General features: G+C 71.3%; 12 protein-coding genes and 2 pseudogenes. 5 read left to right on the top strand and 9 right to left on the bottom strand.

Annotated features, from left to right (window positions below):
• Window positions 1–187 precede the first annotated feature (187 nt).
• Together J7I97_RS11220 and J7I97_RS11215 are read right to left on the bottom strand one after the other, a co-directional pair.
• Window positions 188–1453, bottom strand: coding sequence for an ATP-binding protein (locus J7I97_RS11220; protein ID WP_214933358.1), 1266 nt, complete (start codon window positions 1451–1453; stop codon window positions 188–190).
• A gap of 62 nt (window positions 1454–1515) precedes the next feature.
• On the bottom strand, window positions 1516–2193 hold the full coding sequence (locus J7I97_RS11215; protein WP_214933356.1) for a response regulator transcription factor: 678 nt from the start codon (window positions 2191–2193) through the stop codon (window positions 1516–1518).
• Window positions 2194–2687: 494 nt separating this feature from the next.
• Here J7I97_RS11215 and J7I97_RS11210 point away from each other — a divergent pair, with 494 nt between their 5' ends.
• From J7I97_RS11210 to J7I97_RS40245, 5 genes and pseudogenes are all read left to right on the top strand, one after another.
• The gene (locus tag J7I97_RS11210; protein ID WP_214933354.1) at window positions 2688–4181 is read left to right on the top strand and encodes a peptide MFS transporter; all 1494 of its coding nucleotides are present in this window, start codon (window positions 2688–2690) and stop codon (window positions 4179–4181) included.
• A 278-nt stretch (window positions 4182–4459) separates the two neighbouring features.
• Window positions 4460–4888, top strand: a complete 429-nt coding sequence (locus J7I97_RS11205) for a transposase (protein ID WP_214933352.1) — start codon at window positions 4460–4462, stop codon at window positions 4886–4888.
• A gap of 137 nt (window positions 4889–5025) precedes the next feature.
• On the top strand, window positions 5026–5667 hold the full coding sequence (locus tag J7I97_RS11200) for a hypothetical protein (protein WP_214933350.1): 642 nt from the start codon (window positions 5026–5028) through the stop codon (window positions 5665–5667).
• A gap of 315 nt (window positions 5668–5982) precedes the next feature.
• Window positions 5983–6186 (top strand): annotated as a pseudogene (locus J7I97_RS40250) (transposase family protein); the annotation flags it as partial.
• A 55-nt stretch (window positions 6187–6241) separates the two neighbouring features.
• Window positions 6242–6358: pseudogene (locus J7I97_RS40245) on the top strand (helix-turn-helix domain-containing protein); the annotation flags it as partial.
• 36 nt (window positions 6359–6394) lie between these two features.
• Here J7I97_RS40245 and J7I97_RS11190 read toward each other — a convergent pair.
• The 7 genes from J7I97_RS11190 to J7I97_RS11160 form a co-directional block, all read right to left on the bottom strand.
• Window positions 6395–7795, bottom strand: coding sequence for a hypothetical protein (locus J7I97_RS11190; RefSeq protein WP_308369231.1), 1401 nt, complete (start codon window positions 7793–7795; stop codon window positions 6395–6397).
• A 221-nt stretch (window positions 7796–8016) separates the two neighbouring features.
• Window positions 8017–9105: a hypothetical protein gene (locus tag J7I97_RS11185; RefSeq protein ID WP_374195462.1), complete on the bottom strand. Its 1089-nt coding sequence runs from the start codon at window positions 9103–9105 to the stop codon at window positions 8017–8019.
• Window positions 9102–10097, bottom strand: coding sequence for a DUF916 domain-containing protein (locus tag J7I97_RS11180; protein ID WP_214933346.1), 996 nt, complete (start codon window positions 10095–10097; stop codon window positions 9102–9104). Before J7I97_RS11180 ends, J7I97_RS11185 begins: the two co-directional genes overlap by 4 nt.
• 17 nt (window positions 10098–10114) lie before the next feature.
• On the bottom strand, window positions 10115–10789 hold the full coding sequence (locus J7I97_RS11175) for an LPXTG cell wall anchor domain-containing protein (RefSeq protein ID WP_214933344.1): 675 nt from the start codon (window positions 10787–10789) through the stop codon (window positions 10115–10117).
• Between the two features lie 200 nt (window positions 10790–10989).
• A complete protein-coding gene (gene hutI, locus J7I97_RS11170; RefSeq protein WP_214933342.1) occupies window positions 10990–12168 on the bottom strand; it encodes an imidazolonepropionase in 1179 nt (392 codons plus the stop codon).
• A 41-nt stretch (window positions 12169–12209) separates the two neighbouring features.
• Complete coding sequence (locus J7I97_RS11165; RefSeq protein WP_214933381.1) at window positions 12210–13553, bottom strand: formimidoylglutamate deiminase; 1344 nt, start codon at window positions 13551–13553, stop codon at window positions 12210–12212.
• Window positions 13550–14740 (bottom strand): allantoate amidohydrolase, encoded by a 1191-nt coding sequence (locus J7I97_RS11160; protein ID WP_214933383.1) that lies wholly within the window; start codon window positions 14738–14740, stop codon window positions 13550–13552. The genes J7I97_RS11165 and J7I97_RS11160 overlap by 4 nt, the downstream gene beginning before the upstream one ends.
• Window positions 14741–14763: the final 23 nt, after the last annotated feature.

Here is a 14763-nt window from a genome sequence, read left to right as displayed (position 1 = left end):
AGTGCCGTGGCCGGAAAGGTTTGCCGGGGCGCGGCGTCCGGTGCGGTGCATCGCAAGGCGGAGGGCCGCGGCTCGTACTGGACGTACTTGCGTGGTCCGACAACGCGGCGAGGTGCCGTGCCTGGGGGCACCTCCCAGCGGTAGCTGGGGGAGCGTCGCGACCCGGTGAACCTTGCCGGCCACGGCACTAGCGCACCATCTGCTCCGGCTCCGCCCGCTCCGGCGGGGTCCGGCTCAGGAACAGCGCGAACACCGGCGGCTGGGCCTGGAGCAGCTCCAGGCGTCCGCCGTCGGCCTCGGCGAGGTCCCGGGCCACGGCCAGGCCGATCCCGGTGGAGTTCCGGCCGCTGATGGCCCGCTCGAAGATCCGGTTTCCGAGGTCGGGCGGGACGCCCGGGCCCTCGTCCGTGACCTCCAGTACCGCCTGGTTGCCGATCACCCGGGTGCGCAGCGCCACCGTGCCGCCGCCGTGCATCAGCGCGTTCTCCACGAGGGTCGCCAGCACCTGCGAGACCGCGCCCGGGGTGCCCACGGCCCGCATGCCCGTCTTCCCGGAGCGGACGATGGCCCGCCCGGCGCTGCGGTAGGCCGGCCGCCACTCCTCCACCTGCTGCTTGACGACCTCGTCCAGGTCGAAGGGCACGGCCGAGCCGGTGCGCGGGTCCCGCGAATTCGTCAGCAGCCGCTCCACCACGTCCGTGAGCCGCTCCACCTGGGTGAGGGCGATGGTCGCTTCCTCCCGCACCGTCTCCAGGTCGTCGGTGACGGTGATCTCCTCCAGCCGCATCGACAGGGCCGTGAGCGGGGTGCGCAGCTGGTGGGAGGCGTCCGCGGCCAGCCGCCGCTCGGCGGTGAGCATCCGGGCGATCCGCTCGGCGCTGGAGTCCAGTACGTCCGCGACCCGGTCCAGCTCGGGGACCCCGTACCGCTTGTGGCGCGGCCGGGGGTCGCCGGATCCCAGCCGCTCCGCCGTCTCGGCGAGGTCGGTGAGCGGGGACGCCAGCCGGTTGGCCTGGCGTACGGCGAGCAGTACGGCCGCCACGACGGCCAGCAGCGCCACGGCCCCGACCACGGCCAGGGTCCGCCCGACCTCCTTGGTCACCGTGGAGCGGGACTCCTCGACGACCACGACCTCGCCCTGCTCACCGCGTGCGGTGCCCCGGATCACGCTGTCGGGGATCCGGGCGCCCACCTCCACGGTCGGCCGCCCGGGGACCATGATCCGCGCGTGCCGGCCGGCGTCGAGCCGCTCGGCGAGCGCATCGGCGTCGATGGGCTTCTTCTCCAGCACACTCGACTCGACGATGCCCACCAGCCCCTGCGCCTCGGACTCGATCCGGTCCTGGGCGCTGCTGGTGATGCTGCGGGTCTCCACGATGACCAGGGAAACCCCGAAGACGGCGATCACGACGAGCACCACGGCGAGCGTGGAGTTGATCAGGCGGCGGCGCATGACTCAGTACGCACTCGACTCTTGTCTCGGCTCTTGTCCCGGCTCTTGTCCCGGCTCTCGTCTCAGCTCTTCTCGAAGCGGAAGCCCACGCCCCGGACGGTGGCGATGTAGCGGGGGTTGGCCGCGTCGTCGCCGAGCTTCTTGCGCAGCCAGGAGATGTGCATGTCCAGGGTCTTGGTGGAGGACCACCAGGTGGTGTCCCAGACCTCGCGCATCAGCTGGTCGCGGGTGACGACCCGGCCGGCGTCGCGGACCAGGACCCGCAGGAGGTCGAATTCCTTGGCGGTGAGCTGGAGCTCCTCCTCCCCCATCCAGGCGCGGTGCGACTCGACGTCGATCCGCACGCCGTGGGTGGCGGGGGCCTGCGCCGTCTCGTTGGCGCCGCGCCGCAGCAGGGCCCGTACGCGGGCGAGCAGCTCGGCGAGCCGGAAGGGCTTGGTCACGTAGTCGTCGGCGCCGGCGTCCAGGCCGACGACCGTGTCGACCTCGTCCGCGCGGGCGGTGAGCACCAGGATCGGGAAGCCGTGGCCCTCGGCGCGCAGCCGGCGGGCGACCTCCAGGCCGTCCATGCCGGGAAGACCCAGATCCAGGACGACGAGGTCGACGCCGCCCTGCAGTCCGGCGTCCAGGGCGGTGGGGCCGTCCTCCCGGACCTCGACCTCGTACCCCTCGCGGCGCAGAGCGCGGGCCAGGGGTTCCGAGATGGATGCGTCGTCCTCGGCGAGCAGTACACGCGTCATGTGGGTGATGGTAGTCCGCGGCGGCTGAAAGCAGGGGTGTGCCGGTACACCCCTGCCGTTCTGATGTGCTGCACTACTAAGCGCCTTCGAATGTGACCGAACGGTTCCCGCCACACCTGTGATCCATGTCTCAAGTCCTTTCATATGCCGCACTGTCGTGTCGTATGGTGACGGGACGCCTGATGCACTACCTCAGAGACCTTTGCGCCGAAAAGCGAGCCGAAGGTCTCGATTCTGTCCGGATCGATCAGGGGGTCTTGACGACTCTCCTCATCGAATCCGGTGACAGTGAATGACCTGTGGGCCGGCGCCCCGCGCGCGAAGCTGCGCGACGGAGCGTGGATCTCGGTTACGGATATCCCCTGCCCCCCTCCTCACCGGACGGGGCAGACCCCTGGGCGTGGGATGGGACACCCGTCGCCGGTGCCGGCTACCCCCCACCGGGCGCTGTTCCGCTCACGAAGCGAAGCGTCCCGACCAAGCAAGGATCGACGATGGCTTCCAGCCTGACGAAGGACTCGGCCAGTACTGGCGAGAAGACCTTCCTCGGCCACCCCACCGGCCTGGCCTTCCTCTTCATGACCGAGATGTGGGAGCGCTACAGCTTCTACGGCATGCGCGCTCTGCTCGTGCTCTACCTGGCCACGAACGTGGCCGACGGTGGACTCGGCATGAACGACGCGACCGCGGTCGCCATCTACTCCGTCTACAACGCGATGGTCTACCTGCTCGCCCTTCCGGGCGGCTGGCTGGGCGACCGCGTCTGGGGTGCCCGCAAGGCCGTCGCCGTCGCAGGTGTCGTCATCATGACGGGTCACTTCCTCCTGGCGGTGCCCTCGTCCCTCTCGTTCTTCATCGGTCTGGCGCTCATCGCGGCCGGCTCCGGTGTGCTGAAGGCCAACATCTCCACGATGGTCGGCCAGCTGTACAAGGACAAGAACGACCCCCGCCGTGACGGCGGCTTCACGATCTTCTACATGGGCATCAACCTCGGTGCCTTCGTCGCCCCGCTGACCATCGGCTGGGTCGGCCAGGAGATCAACTGGCACATCGGCTTCGCTATGGCCGGCGTCGGCATGGCCCTCGGCCTCGCCTTCTACTTCTTCGGCTTCCGTTTCCTGAGCCCGGTCTCGAACCAGGTCCCCTCGCCGCTTTCGGCGGAGGAGAAGTCCTCGGTCGTCAAGAAGGGCCTGATCTGGCTGGGCGTCGCCGTTGCCGCCTACGCGATCATCGGTCTGGCCGGCATCTTCACGATCAACTACGCCCTGTGGCCGCTGACCATCCTGGGTCTGATCCTGCCGGCGTGGGCGATCATGCGCATCAAGCGCGACAAGGACCTGGAGCCCGTCGAGCGCTCGCGGATGTCCGCGTACGTCTGGTTCTTCGTCGCCGCCGCGATCTTCTGGGCGATCTACGACCAGACCGGCTCGACGCTGTCCCTGTTCGCCAAGAACAGCACCGACAGCACCCTGTTCGGCTTCAGCTTCCCGGAGAGCTGGTTCCAGTCGCTGAACCCGCTGTTCGTGATGGCGGCCGCGCCGCTCTTCGCCTGGCTCTGGGTCGCCATGGCGCGCCGCAGCAAGGAGCCGAGCACCCTCGCGAAGTTCTCCTTCGCACTGGTCATGATCGGCGCGTCCTTCGGCGTGATGATGGTCGCCCAGGGCCTGGCCACCGGCGACACGAAGATCAGCCCGATGTGGCTGGTCTCGGTCTACTTCATCCAGACCATCGGCGAGCTGTGCCTGTCCCCGGTCGGCCTGTCGCTGACCACCAAGCTGGCGCCGCAGAAGTACGCCTCCCAGATGATGGGTGTCTTCTTCCTCGCGGTCACCGCCGGTGACTCCACCATCGCGCTGCTCCAGTTGCTCGGTGCCCCGACCGACACCCAGGGCTGGTTCGCCAGCCAGGGCGCGCTCGCCGTGCTCGCGGGTATCGCGATCTACATGTACCGCAAGAGGGTCCAGCCGCTCATGGGCGGCGTGCACTGACGCACCCCTCCTGTTCGCGCAGAACGGCCCGGCACACCCTTTGGTGTGCCGGGCCGTTCTTGTATTCCATGACGCGTCAGCCATTCAGCACCAACACAGCAGAACACGCCAGGATTGGCGGGTCTTCGAACTTGAGCGGTGTGTCGTGTCGAGTGGACGACTGGCTGTCACGTTGCGTGAGGGGCGGGGACAGTGGGGCTGGTCCCAGCAGCAGGATGCCCGTGGCCATGAGTGGCGCTGGGAGCAAGACCCCGATACCGGCAGATGGGTGCAGACGCGTGCCTGGTGGCACGTCGGCTTCACCGACGCCCTCGGAGCGGGTGGGTTGCTGGCTGGGCCAGGTCGAGGGCCGCAGCGTCGCCGACGTGCTGGCCTGGCTCGCCACCACCTCGCTGAGCTGGAGAAACAGCATTCGCCACGTCTCCATCGACGTGTCCGCCGCCTACCGCGCCGCGATCCGTACCGGCCTGCCGCACGCCACCGTCATGGTCGACCACTTCCACATCGTCCAGCTCGCCAACAAGATGCTGTCCATGGTCCGGCGCCGCACCGCCGAGATCCGCGGCCGACGCGGACGAGCCAGTGATCTGGAGTGGAAGGCATCCCGACGCCGGCTGCGCAACCGTGAGGATCTCACCGGCGAGCAGTTCGCCACGATGTGGAACACGCTGCTCGGCGAGGGCACGATCGGTTCAGATTTTGACTGACGGTATGGAATCAGCGTAGTAAGCGCTGGGCGCCGCTCCCTTGCCGTGCCGCCCCCACAACGCCCGCCCCTGGAGGCGCTCTGGGCTTCGCATGGCTGCGGCGCCTGTTGTCAGACCCGCCTTGTATCGTCGCGTGCATGGGACTTGCGATATCGGTGAGGCATCTGAACGATCTGGCCCGCCACGACCCCGAGGGAGGGGAGTCCGAACGGGCTGCCTTCGCCGTGCTCAACCAGGCGCTTGCCGGAGCAGGCGTCGACTGGTCGGAACCGGACCCCGATCCGGCCGACGATCTGCTCCACGCCAGCAGCTTTCCCTACAGCTGGCTGAACCACCTGCGCCGCGCATACGTTCTGCGGCTGTGGGGGGAGACCGTCATCCCGGCTCTCGACGTGAGTGCGGAGCAGTACACCCGGGACGATGAGAAGATCCACGACGAGGTGTCCATGCTCTCGTCACACCTGCTCTGCCACGCCGACACCGAGGGCTACTACATTCCCGTCGACATGGATGATCCACTGTTCCTCGACGAGGACTCAGGGGTACGGGGCGCCGGCATGGTCGGGTCCAGCCAGCGTTTGCGGGCGGAACTGATCGAGCTGGCGCCGGGGATCGACATCCACCCGGACGAGGACGGGACCCTCTCGGCCGAGGAACTGGACAGACTGGCCCGCACTTCGCACACCGATCCCTTCGAGCCCGAGAAGTTCGCCTGGCGCCAGCTCTACGCGGCGTGCCAGGCGAGCATCGACAGCGGCCACGCCATCGTCTTCCACTGACGGACCGCCGGTGACCGGCGGGCGGTGGTCGCCCGCGGCTTCGAGCCGTACCGCGAATGGGCGGGCCGCAGAAAGATGACGTCCGCTGCCGCTCATCACTACGCCAAGCGGACGAAGCCAGGTTTTCGAACTTGAGCGGTGTGCTGGCAAGCTGCTGACGTGGCGTCACGCTCCGTGGTTTCGTGTTGGGCGGCTCGGCCCTGAACGTAAGCCGCCGGTGGTTCTGAGTGATCATTTCTGTTCTCTACGCAGAACGATCAAGCAGGAGCCACGGGCTTGCTCGACGATACGACGTTGCTGCTCGACCCCGACGGGGTGTCCGTCGTTCGGGTGGAGTTGCTGGCCGACGGTGGGCGTCGGGTCCATCTGGTCACGGCCGATGAGGCGGCCCGGGCCTGCCCGGCCTGCGGGGTCTTCGCTACCCGCGTCAAGGGCTCCGCGACGACCCGGCCCCGCGACCTGCCGTACGGAGAGACCGGGCTGGATTTCCGCTGGCACAAGCGACGCTGGTTCTGCCGCGAACCCACCTGCCCGCGCCGGTCGTTCACCGAGCAGGTCCCGCAGATACCAGCCCGTGCGCGGGATTACCACACGGTTGCGGGCCTGGGCTGGACGACGAGTGAGGGACGCCGGCTCCACCGTCATTCAGGCCGCCCGCGACCTGCGCCTGTCCTGGCCGACTGTGATGGACGCCTTCCATGCCCAGGCCCGCGAGGTTGATCCCGGGTTACCGCGTGCCGCGCAGGCGCCGCCACGGGGTGAAGGTGAAGACCGCGGCCCCGAGCAGGATCACCGTGCCGGCGACCAGGGCCAGGGCCTTGACGCCGCCCTCGTCCTGCGCGCCGGTCTCGGCGAGGCCGCCCGAGGTGGTGCTGCCGGTGGTGGTGCTTCCGGTGCTGCCCGGCGAGCCGGAGCCGCCCGCCTGGGCGGTGGTGTCCAGCTCGAGGGAGACACCGCTGCTCGTCGCCTTGCAGGGCACGACGATGGGCGTGGCGCCCGGGGCCATGACGACGTCGATCGTCAGCTGGTCCGGGCTCAGCGTCACCTTGCCGGTCTTGCCGGGCTTGTAGGTGCCGGTCATGTCGCTCAGGTTGACCGGGGCCTGCGCGGCGATCGGCTCCGTGTTGGCGGGGCCGGTGACCTTGACCATGCCGCTGTCGGCGCCGCCGAGCTTGATGTTCATCGAGGGCTTGAGGGCCCCGGCCGGGAGCGCCGCGGGGCTGGCCATCGCGCCCTTGGCGGTCTTGACCGTGAGGTCGTAGCTGCCGCCGTTCTTCTTGGCGTTGATCGTGACCGGGGTCTTGATGCCGCCGGGGACGAAACTGCCGCAGTCGAAGGCGACCTCGACGGCCTTGCCCGGGAAGTCGGTCTGGCCGCCGCCGTTTCCTCCGGTGGTTCCGCCGGTGGTCGTGCCGCCGGTGGTGGTTCCGCCGGTGGTGGTTCCGCCGGTGGTGGTTCCGCCGGTGGTGGTTCCGCCGGTGGTCGTGCCACCCGTGGTGCCGCCGGTGGTCGTGGTTCCGCCGGTGGTCGTGCCGCCCGTCGTGGTGCCGCCCGTCGTGGCGCCGCCGGTGGTCGTGCCGCCGGTGGTCGTGCCGCCGCTGGCGCCGTCCGTGACGTTGATGGTGGCCCCTACGCCCACGCTCCCCACCGGCGCGCACTTGGTGACGAAGGTGCCGAAGGAGAAGGTGACGGCGACGTCGTACTTGCCGGGCGTCAGGGTGATCTTGCCGGCCTTGGTGAGCTTCAGCTTGCCCTTCATGGGAGACATCACCATCGGAGCCTTCTTGGGGATCTCTGGGTTCTTCTTCTCGCCCACGACCTTGAGCTCGGCCGTCCCGCCGCTCACCGCGATCCAGCCCGTGGGCTGGACCGAGTCCTTCGGGATGACCATCAAGTCCGTATTGTTCGACGCGGGCTTGACGGTCTCCCAGACCACGTCGACCTCGTCGCCGACCTTGGCCGTGGCCGGGGCCGTGATCCTGGCGGTGGTCTCGCCCTCCACCGGGTCGCCGCCGCCGGCCGGCGGAACGCACTTGACCTTGTATGTGGCCTCGGCTGCCTGGGCGGGCGAAGCCACCATGGCGATACCCGCGCCGCCGAGCAGCAGCGCGACCAGGGCCGCGCTCACCCTCCGTTGTGCTCTCACCATGACCCACGGCGGACCACAGGATCGCGTACCGTGCACTGCGGACAGTGCGTAGCGAGAACCAAGCACGTACATCCCCTTTCGCATTTCTGCTTCCCGGGCTGGTTTCAACCCGGCTGGTGCTGATCGTGGAAGACCTGAAGGGCCGCCGGTCCGTCGGGCAGCGTGAGCCAGGAATCCCTCTCTGCAGGAGGGGGGAGGATTCAAGAATGTCCCTTCGTCGTCGGATGGTTCTGAGACGGTGCGGATGTCTGTGGTGGGGTGAACCACGGCAGGACCTCGGTGGTGGCCTCAGAGGCCACCGCCGGCCTGGGGCTCGGGCCTGCGGGCGTTTCAGGGATCCGCGCGCCGCGGTGGCGGCCGGCCGCGCCCGGGGTGCGCGGCCGGACCCTGTCCACGACGGCCATGCCGATACGGAAGACCGCGGCCGGGATCACCAGCAGGAGCAGGCCCCAGAACAGCACCACCCCGTACGGGCGGTCCACGCCCCAGGGCTGGGTGGCGACCACCTTCTCGCCGTACTTGAGGAAGACGGTGTAGTCGCCGTGGGCGCCCGCGGAGAGGGCGACGTTCAGCTGGATCTCCGCCTTGCCGCCGGGCGGGATGGTGCCCTTCCACCGGACCTCCTCCCACAGGGGGGCGAACACCCCGTGGGCGGTGCCGAGTTGGAAGACCGGGTCCTTGACCGGGGCTGAGCCGAGGTTCCCGACGGTGACGGTGAACTTCCGGCTGGGCGGGGCGCCGAACCAGGTCAGCACCCCGTCGTCGCCCTTGAGGCGGACCCCGGTGAGCATGGCGAGCCGGGCGGTGCCGTCTTCGGCGGGCAGCTCGGCCACCGGGTGGTCGGTGATCTTGATCGGGGTGGCGACGGTGGACTGGTCGCCGTTGACGGAGGTGACGTTCACGACGCAGGGGCAGGGCTTGGGCGGCGCCACGACGGGCAGTCGGGCCGCGAAACGGCCGTCCTCCGCCACCGCGACCGCGGCGCCGTCGGCGTTGGCGCAGCTGTTGGTGCCGCCGATCATGTTCTGGCCGCAGACCAGCAGCATCACCAGGGTCTTGGCCCGCCAGCCGGTGCCGGTGACGCTGATCTCGGTGCCCTTGGCGGCCTCCTTGAGCGAGAGCGCCACGGCGGGCTTGCCCTCGTCGGCGGCGGCCGGGGCCGCGGGGAGCAGCGCCAGTGCGAACAGCGCCAGCCCCGCCGCGAAGAGGGCCCCGACCCTTGATCCGGCCCGGGATGCCGTCCGGGATGCCGTCCGGGATGCCGTCCGGGATCCGACCTTGGCGCTCACCTGGATGCTCCCGTCAACTCGTGTTCCGGTGCCGTCTGCCCGGCCCGTTCGGGTACGGGCGCCCCGTCCGGCGGCGGCTCGCGCCGGGCCCGCCGGGTGCGTACGAGGAACAGCGCGGCCAGCGCCACCGCGCCGAGGGCGAGCAGCCCGGCGCCGGTGCGGGCCGCGATGGCCCAGGGCACGAACCACGCCGAGGCGGCGGCCGTGGCCCGGGCGCCGCCGGGGGCGGTCACGGTGAGGGCGAGGTCGACCTTGTCGAAGACAGGTGCGCCGGGCCAGGGTTCGGTGAGCTCGACCCGCTGGCCCGGGAGCAGTTCCACCGGCAGGGCGCGGGCGCCGCGGCCCGGGACCTCGCCGAAGCGGCCCTCGGCGCGGAGCGCCAGCTCGGGGGCGAGGGCCACGTTGCCCCGGTTGACCAGGGTGTACGCGACGACCGTGCCCGCGCCCTTGCCGCGTACGGCGACGTCCTCGACGGTGAGGGCGGCCAGGGTCGGGCCGCTGACGCGCAGGTGGACCCGTACGCCCACCTCGCGGCCGCCCTCGGTGGCGACCACGGCGGCCGGGTGGTCCCCGGGCGGGGAGGCGGGCGGCACGGTGGCCGTGAAGGGGACGACGGCGCGGGTGTGGGGCGGGACCTTGACGGTCCCGGCGGCGCCGAAGCTGATCCAGGAGCCGGCGCCGGTGGACTCCGTGGCGGGGCGCACGGCGAAGGCGCCGCCCGCCGTGTTGTAGGCGTCGGCCCCGCGCAGGGTCACGGTGCGTTCCTGGTCGGTGGTGTTGGCCAGGGCCAGCCGGTCCTCCAGGACGGTGCCGGGGGTGCCCTCCAGGTAGAAGTACGGGCGGGCGGTGGCCGCGCGGCCGGCGGCGGGCTCGGCGGTCCAGCCGGGCTCGTCGGCGGCCGCGGGTGCGCCGGGGGTGCCAGGGGTACACAGGAGCGCGGCGGCCGCCAGGAACAGCACACCGATGCGCTTGAGGGCGTGGAGCACAGGCATGGCCGGGGGTGCTCCGTTCAGGACCGGGCCCGCCGGCCGCGCCGGGTCAGCCAGAGCATGCCGGCGGCGCCGGAGAGCAGCACGGTGCCGCCGAGGGTACCGAGGGCGAGGGCGGAGTCAGCGGGTCCGGTCTGCGGGAGGGTGTCGCCGCCGCTGGGCTGCGTTTCCTTGGCGGCGCCGGCGGGGGCCGTGACGTCCAGCTCGAGGGACGGTTTGGGGCTGTTGCCGGGGGTGCAGGTGGTGGTGGTCCCCATCGCCTTGATGGTGAGGACCCCGGCGGTGAAGGTGACCTTGCCGCTCTTCTTCGGGGTGTAGGTGCCCGAGAGGTCGGTGATCTTGATGGGGGTGTTGGCGGGCGCGGCCTCGGGGTTGGGCGGCCCGGAGACCGGCACGGACGCCTTCTCCGCGCCGTCCACCTGAATGACGGCGCTGGGGGTCATCGCGCCCTTGCCGAGCTCGATGGGGCTGGACGAGACGCCCTTCTGGAAGGACATCGTCAGCTTGTACGCGTCGCCTTCCTTGACGGCCTTGATGTCGATGGGTGAGACGGCCGACTTGTCCCCGATGGGGGTCTTGCAGTCGTAGGCCACGTCGACGACGGCGGCATGGGCTGCGGGGGCGGCCAGCAGGACCGCCGATCCGGCCAGCGCGGAGGCCAGCGCCAGCGCGGTGGAGCGTTTCCGGTTGGACACCTTTGTCTTCCCCTCAAGCCACAAGTTACTGACGGAACATCAGATTGGTGGCTCAAGGTACGCCCGGGACCTTGAGGAGGGAAGACAAAGGACAGGGCCGGATCAGCGGCCCGTCGGCCGCCCGGATTCAGGCCACTTCAGGGCCGCTTCGGGACGGTTCGGGGCCGCTTCGGCGCCGGTTGACGGGGATACGGGCCGATTCAGGCGGCGCGTACGCCCCGCTGCCAGACCGCGGAGACGAGCGGGACTCCGGGGCGGTAGGCGAGGTGGACGTGGCTCGGGGCCTCCAGGAGGGCCAGATCGGCGCGGGCACCCGGGGTGAGGACGCCGACGTCGGTGCGGCGCAGGGCGCGGGCACCGCCGGCGGTGGCGGACCACAGGGCCTCGTCGGGGGTCATGCGCATGTCCCGGACGGCGAGGGCGATGCAGAACGGCATGGAACTCGTATAGGACGAGCCCGGGTTGCAGTCCGTGGACAGGGCGACGGTGACGCCCGCGTCGAGGAGGCGCCGGGCGTCGGGCCACTGGGCGCGGGTGGAGAACTCGGCTCCGGGGAGCAGGGTCGCGACGGTCGTGGCGGACGCCTGGGCCAGGGCGTCCACGTCGGCGTCGGTGAGGTGGGTGCAGTGGTCGGCGGAGGCGGCTTCGAGCTCGACGGCGAGCTGCACGCCGGGCCCGTAGGAGAGCTGGTTGGCGTGCACGCGCGGGATCAGCCCGGCCGCGGCCCCCGCGGTGAGGATGGCGCGGGCTTGGTCGCCGTCGAAGGCGCCCTTCTCGCAGAACACGTCCACCCAGCGGGCGTACGGGGCGCAGGCCGCCAGCATCTCGCCGGTGACGAGGTCCACGTAGGCGGCCGGGTCGTCCGCGAAGTCGGGGGAGACGATGTGCGCGCCGAGGTAGGTGACCTCCTCGGTGTGCGCGGCGGCGATGCGCAGGGCACGGGCCTCGTCGGCGACGGTGAGGCCGTAGCCGGACTTGGTCTCGAAGGTGGTGGTGCCCTGGCGGCGGGCCTCGTCGAGGTGGCGCAGCAGGTTGGCTTCGAGTTCGGCGTCGGTGGCGGCGCGGGTGGCGGCGACGGTGGTGCGGATGCCTCCGGCGGAGTAGCTGTGACCGGACATCCTCGCGTTGAACTCGGCCGTTCGGTCGCCGGCGAAGACGAGGTGGGAGTGGGAGTCGACGAAGCCGGGGATCACGGCCCGGCCGTGGGCGTCGAAGGCCGTGTCCGCCGACGGGGCGTCGGCGGTCCGGCCTACCCAGGCGATGCGGTCGCCGTCGATGACCAGGGCCGCGTCCTGGATCAGGCCGAGGGGGCCGCCGTCGCCGAGGGCGGGGTCGTTGGTGACGAGGCTGGCGATGTTGGTGAAGACGGTGGTGGTCATGGGGGGTTCCTCTCGGAGGATTTCCTGGGGGAAGAACAACGTCAGCCGCGGACGGCCGCGATGGATTCGGCCAGGGCCGAGGGGACGTCGGGGACCAGGGTGTGCACACCGTCGCGGACCACGTGGCGGCCGCCGACCACGGTGTGGCGGACGTCCGAGGCCGTCGCGGCGAACACCGCCGTCTCGGCGCCCAGCCGCGGCAGCGGACCCGCCGTGCGTACGGAGTCCAGGGCGATCGTGGTGAAGTCCGCGAGCGCGCCCGGCTCCAGGCGGCCCGCGTCGGGCCGGCCGAGGGCCGCGTGGCCGTCGGCGGTGGCGGCGGTGAGCAGCGCGTTCGCCGTCCAGTGGCCGCGGGTGCGGCTGCGCAGGCGCTCGTTGAGCTCCATCGCGCGGGCCTCTTCCAGCAGGTCGATCACGGCGTGGCTGTCACTGCCGAGCGAGAGCGGGCTGCCGGCGTGCTGGAGCCGGACGGCCGGGCCGATGCCGTCGGCGAGGTCGCGTTCGGTGGTGGGGCACATGCAGGTGCCGGTGGTGGTGCCGCCGAGGAGGGCGATGTCCGCGTCGGTGAGGTGCGTGTTGTGGACGCCGGTGGTGCGCGGGCCGAGCACACCGTGGTCGGCGAGGAGCTGCGTCGGGGTGCGGCCGTGGGCGGCCTGGCAGGCGTCGTTCTCGGCGGTCTGCTCGGAGAGGTGGACGTGCAGGGGGGCCTGCCGCTCCTGGGCCCAGCGGGCGACGGTGGCGAGCTGGCCCGCCGGCACGGCGCGGACCGAGTGGATCGCGGCGCCGATCAGGGCGTGCTCGCGGCCCTTGAGGGCGGATACGCGCTCGGCCCAGGCGTCGGCGGTGCCGTCGGAGAAGCGCCGCTGGTGGCCGCTGGGGGCCTCTCCGAAGCCTGCGGAGAGGTAGGCGGTGTCGAGGAGGGTGATCCGGATGCCGGCGGCGGCGGCCGCCTCGATCAGGGCCTCGCCCATGGCGTTGGGGTCCGCGTAGGGGGTACCGCCGGGGGCGTGGTGGACGTAGTGGAACTCGCCGACGTTGGTGATGCCGGCCAGCGCCATCTCCGCGTACACGGCGCGGGCCAGTGCGAAGTAGGTGTCGGGGGTGAGGTTCTGGGCGACGCGGTACATGATCTCGCGCCAGGTCCAGAAGGTGCCCGAGCCGACCTGGACCGTGCCGCGCAGGGCCCGGTGGAAGGCGTGGCTGTGCGCGTTGGCGAGGCCCGGGATCGTCAGGCCGCGCAGGATCCCGGCGCCGGGGGGCGGGGTCCCGGTCCCGGTGCGGACGGCGGCGATGCGGCCGTCCGCGGATACGTCCAGGGCTACGCCCGGCTCGACATGGGTGCCGAGCCAGGCGTGCTCCAGCCAGTACGTCTTGTGCGCGGTCAGCGACACGCCAGGCCTTCCAGTACGTCGGCGAGGGCGAGGACGCCGGCCACGCAGTCGTCCTCGGCGGCGAACTCCTGCGGGGAGTGGGAGACGCCGGTGGGGTTCCGTACGAACAGCATCGCGGTCGGGACGGCGGCGGAGAGGATTCCGGCGTCGTGTCCCGCCCCCGTGCCCAGGACGGGGACGGCCCCGCCCAGGATCCGGTTCATCTCGTCGCGCAGGGCGTGCTCGAACTCGACGACCGGCGTGAAGGACTCCCGGACGATGGCCAGGTCGATCCCGTCCTGGTCGGCGCGTTCGCGGGCGGCCTTCTCGATGGCGGTGACGACCGTGTCGAGGGTGGCCTGGTCGGCGGCGCGGGAGTCGAGCCAGCCGCGCACCAGGGACGGGATCGCGTTGACCCCGTTGGGCTCGACCGAGATCTTCCCGAAGGTGGCGACGGCGCCGGCGAGGGCCGCCTCGGTGCGGGCCGCGAGCACGGTCGCCGCGTACGTGAGCATCGGGTCCCGGCGGTCGACGAGCCGGGTGGTGCCGGCGTGGTTGGCCTCGCCGTGGAAGTCGAACCGCCAGCGGCCGTGCGGCCAGATCGCGGAGGCGATGCCGACGGCGTCCCCGCTCAGGTCGAGGGCGCGGCCCTGTTCGACGTGGAGCTCCACGAAGGCGCCGATGCGGGCGAGGCGTTCGGGGTCGGCGCCGATGGCGGCGGGGTCGTACCCGGCGGCCTCCATGGCCTCGGGCAGGCTGATCCCGTCGGCGTCGCGGAGCTCGTACGCCTTCTCCTTGGTCAGCTGCCCGGCGGCGAGCCGGGAGCCGACGCAGGCGAGGCCGAAGCGGGCCCCTTCCTCGTCGCCGAAGTTGGTGACGGCCAGGGGCCTGGCGAACTCGGCGCCCCTCCTGCGGAGTTCGTCCAGGGCCGCGAAGGAGGACACCACCCCGAGGGGGCCGTCGAAGGCCCCGCCGTCGGGGACGGAGTCCAGGTGGGAGCCGGCAACGACGGCGTCGCCCGCGAGGGGGTCGCCGAGCCAGGCCCACTGGTTGCCGTTGCGGTCGGTCTCGTAGGTGAGGCCGCGGGCCTCCGCCTGCGCCTGGAACCAGGTGCGGCAGTCGGCGTCGGCGCCGGTCCACGCGTACCGGCGGTATCCGCCGCTGGCTTTGTCCCTGCCGATGGGTGCGAGCTCGTTCCACATGCTGTGGAAGCCGGTCGCACCCC

The sequence above is a fragment of the Streptomyces sp. ISL-87 genome (assembly GCF_018614095.1).
Lineage (GTDB): Bacteria > Actinomycetota > Actinomycetes > Streptomycetales > Streptomycetaceae > Streptomyces.
This window is presented reverse-complemented; position numbering and strand designations above follow the sequence as displayed.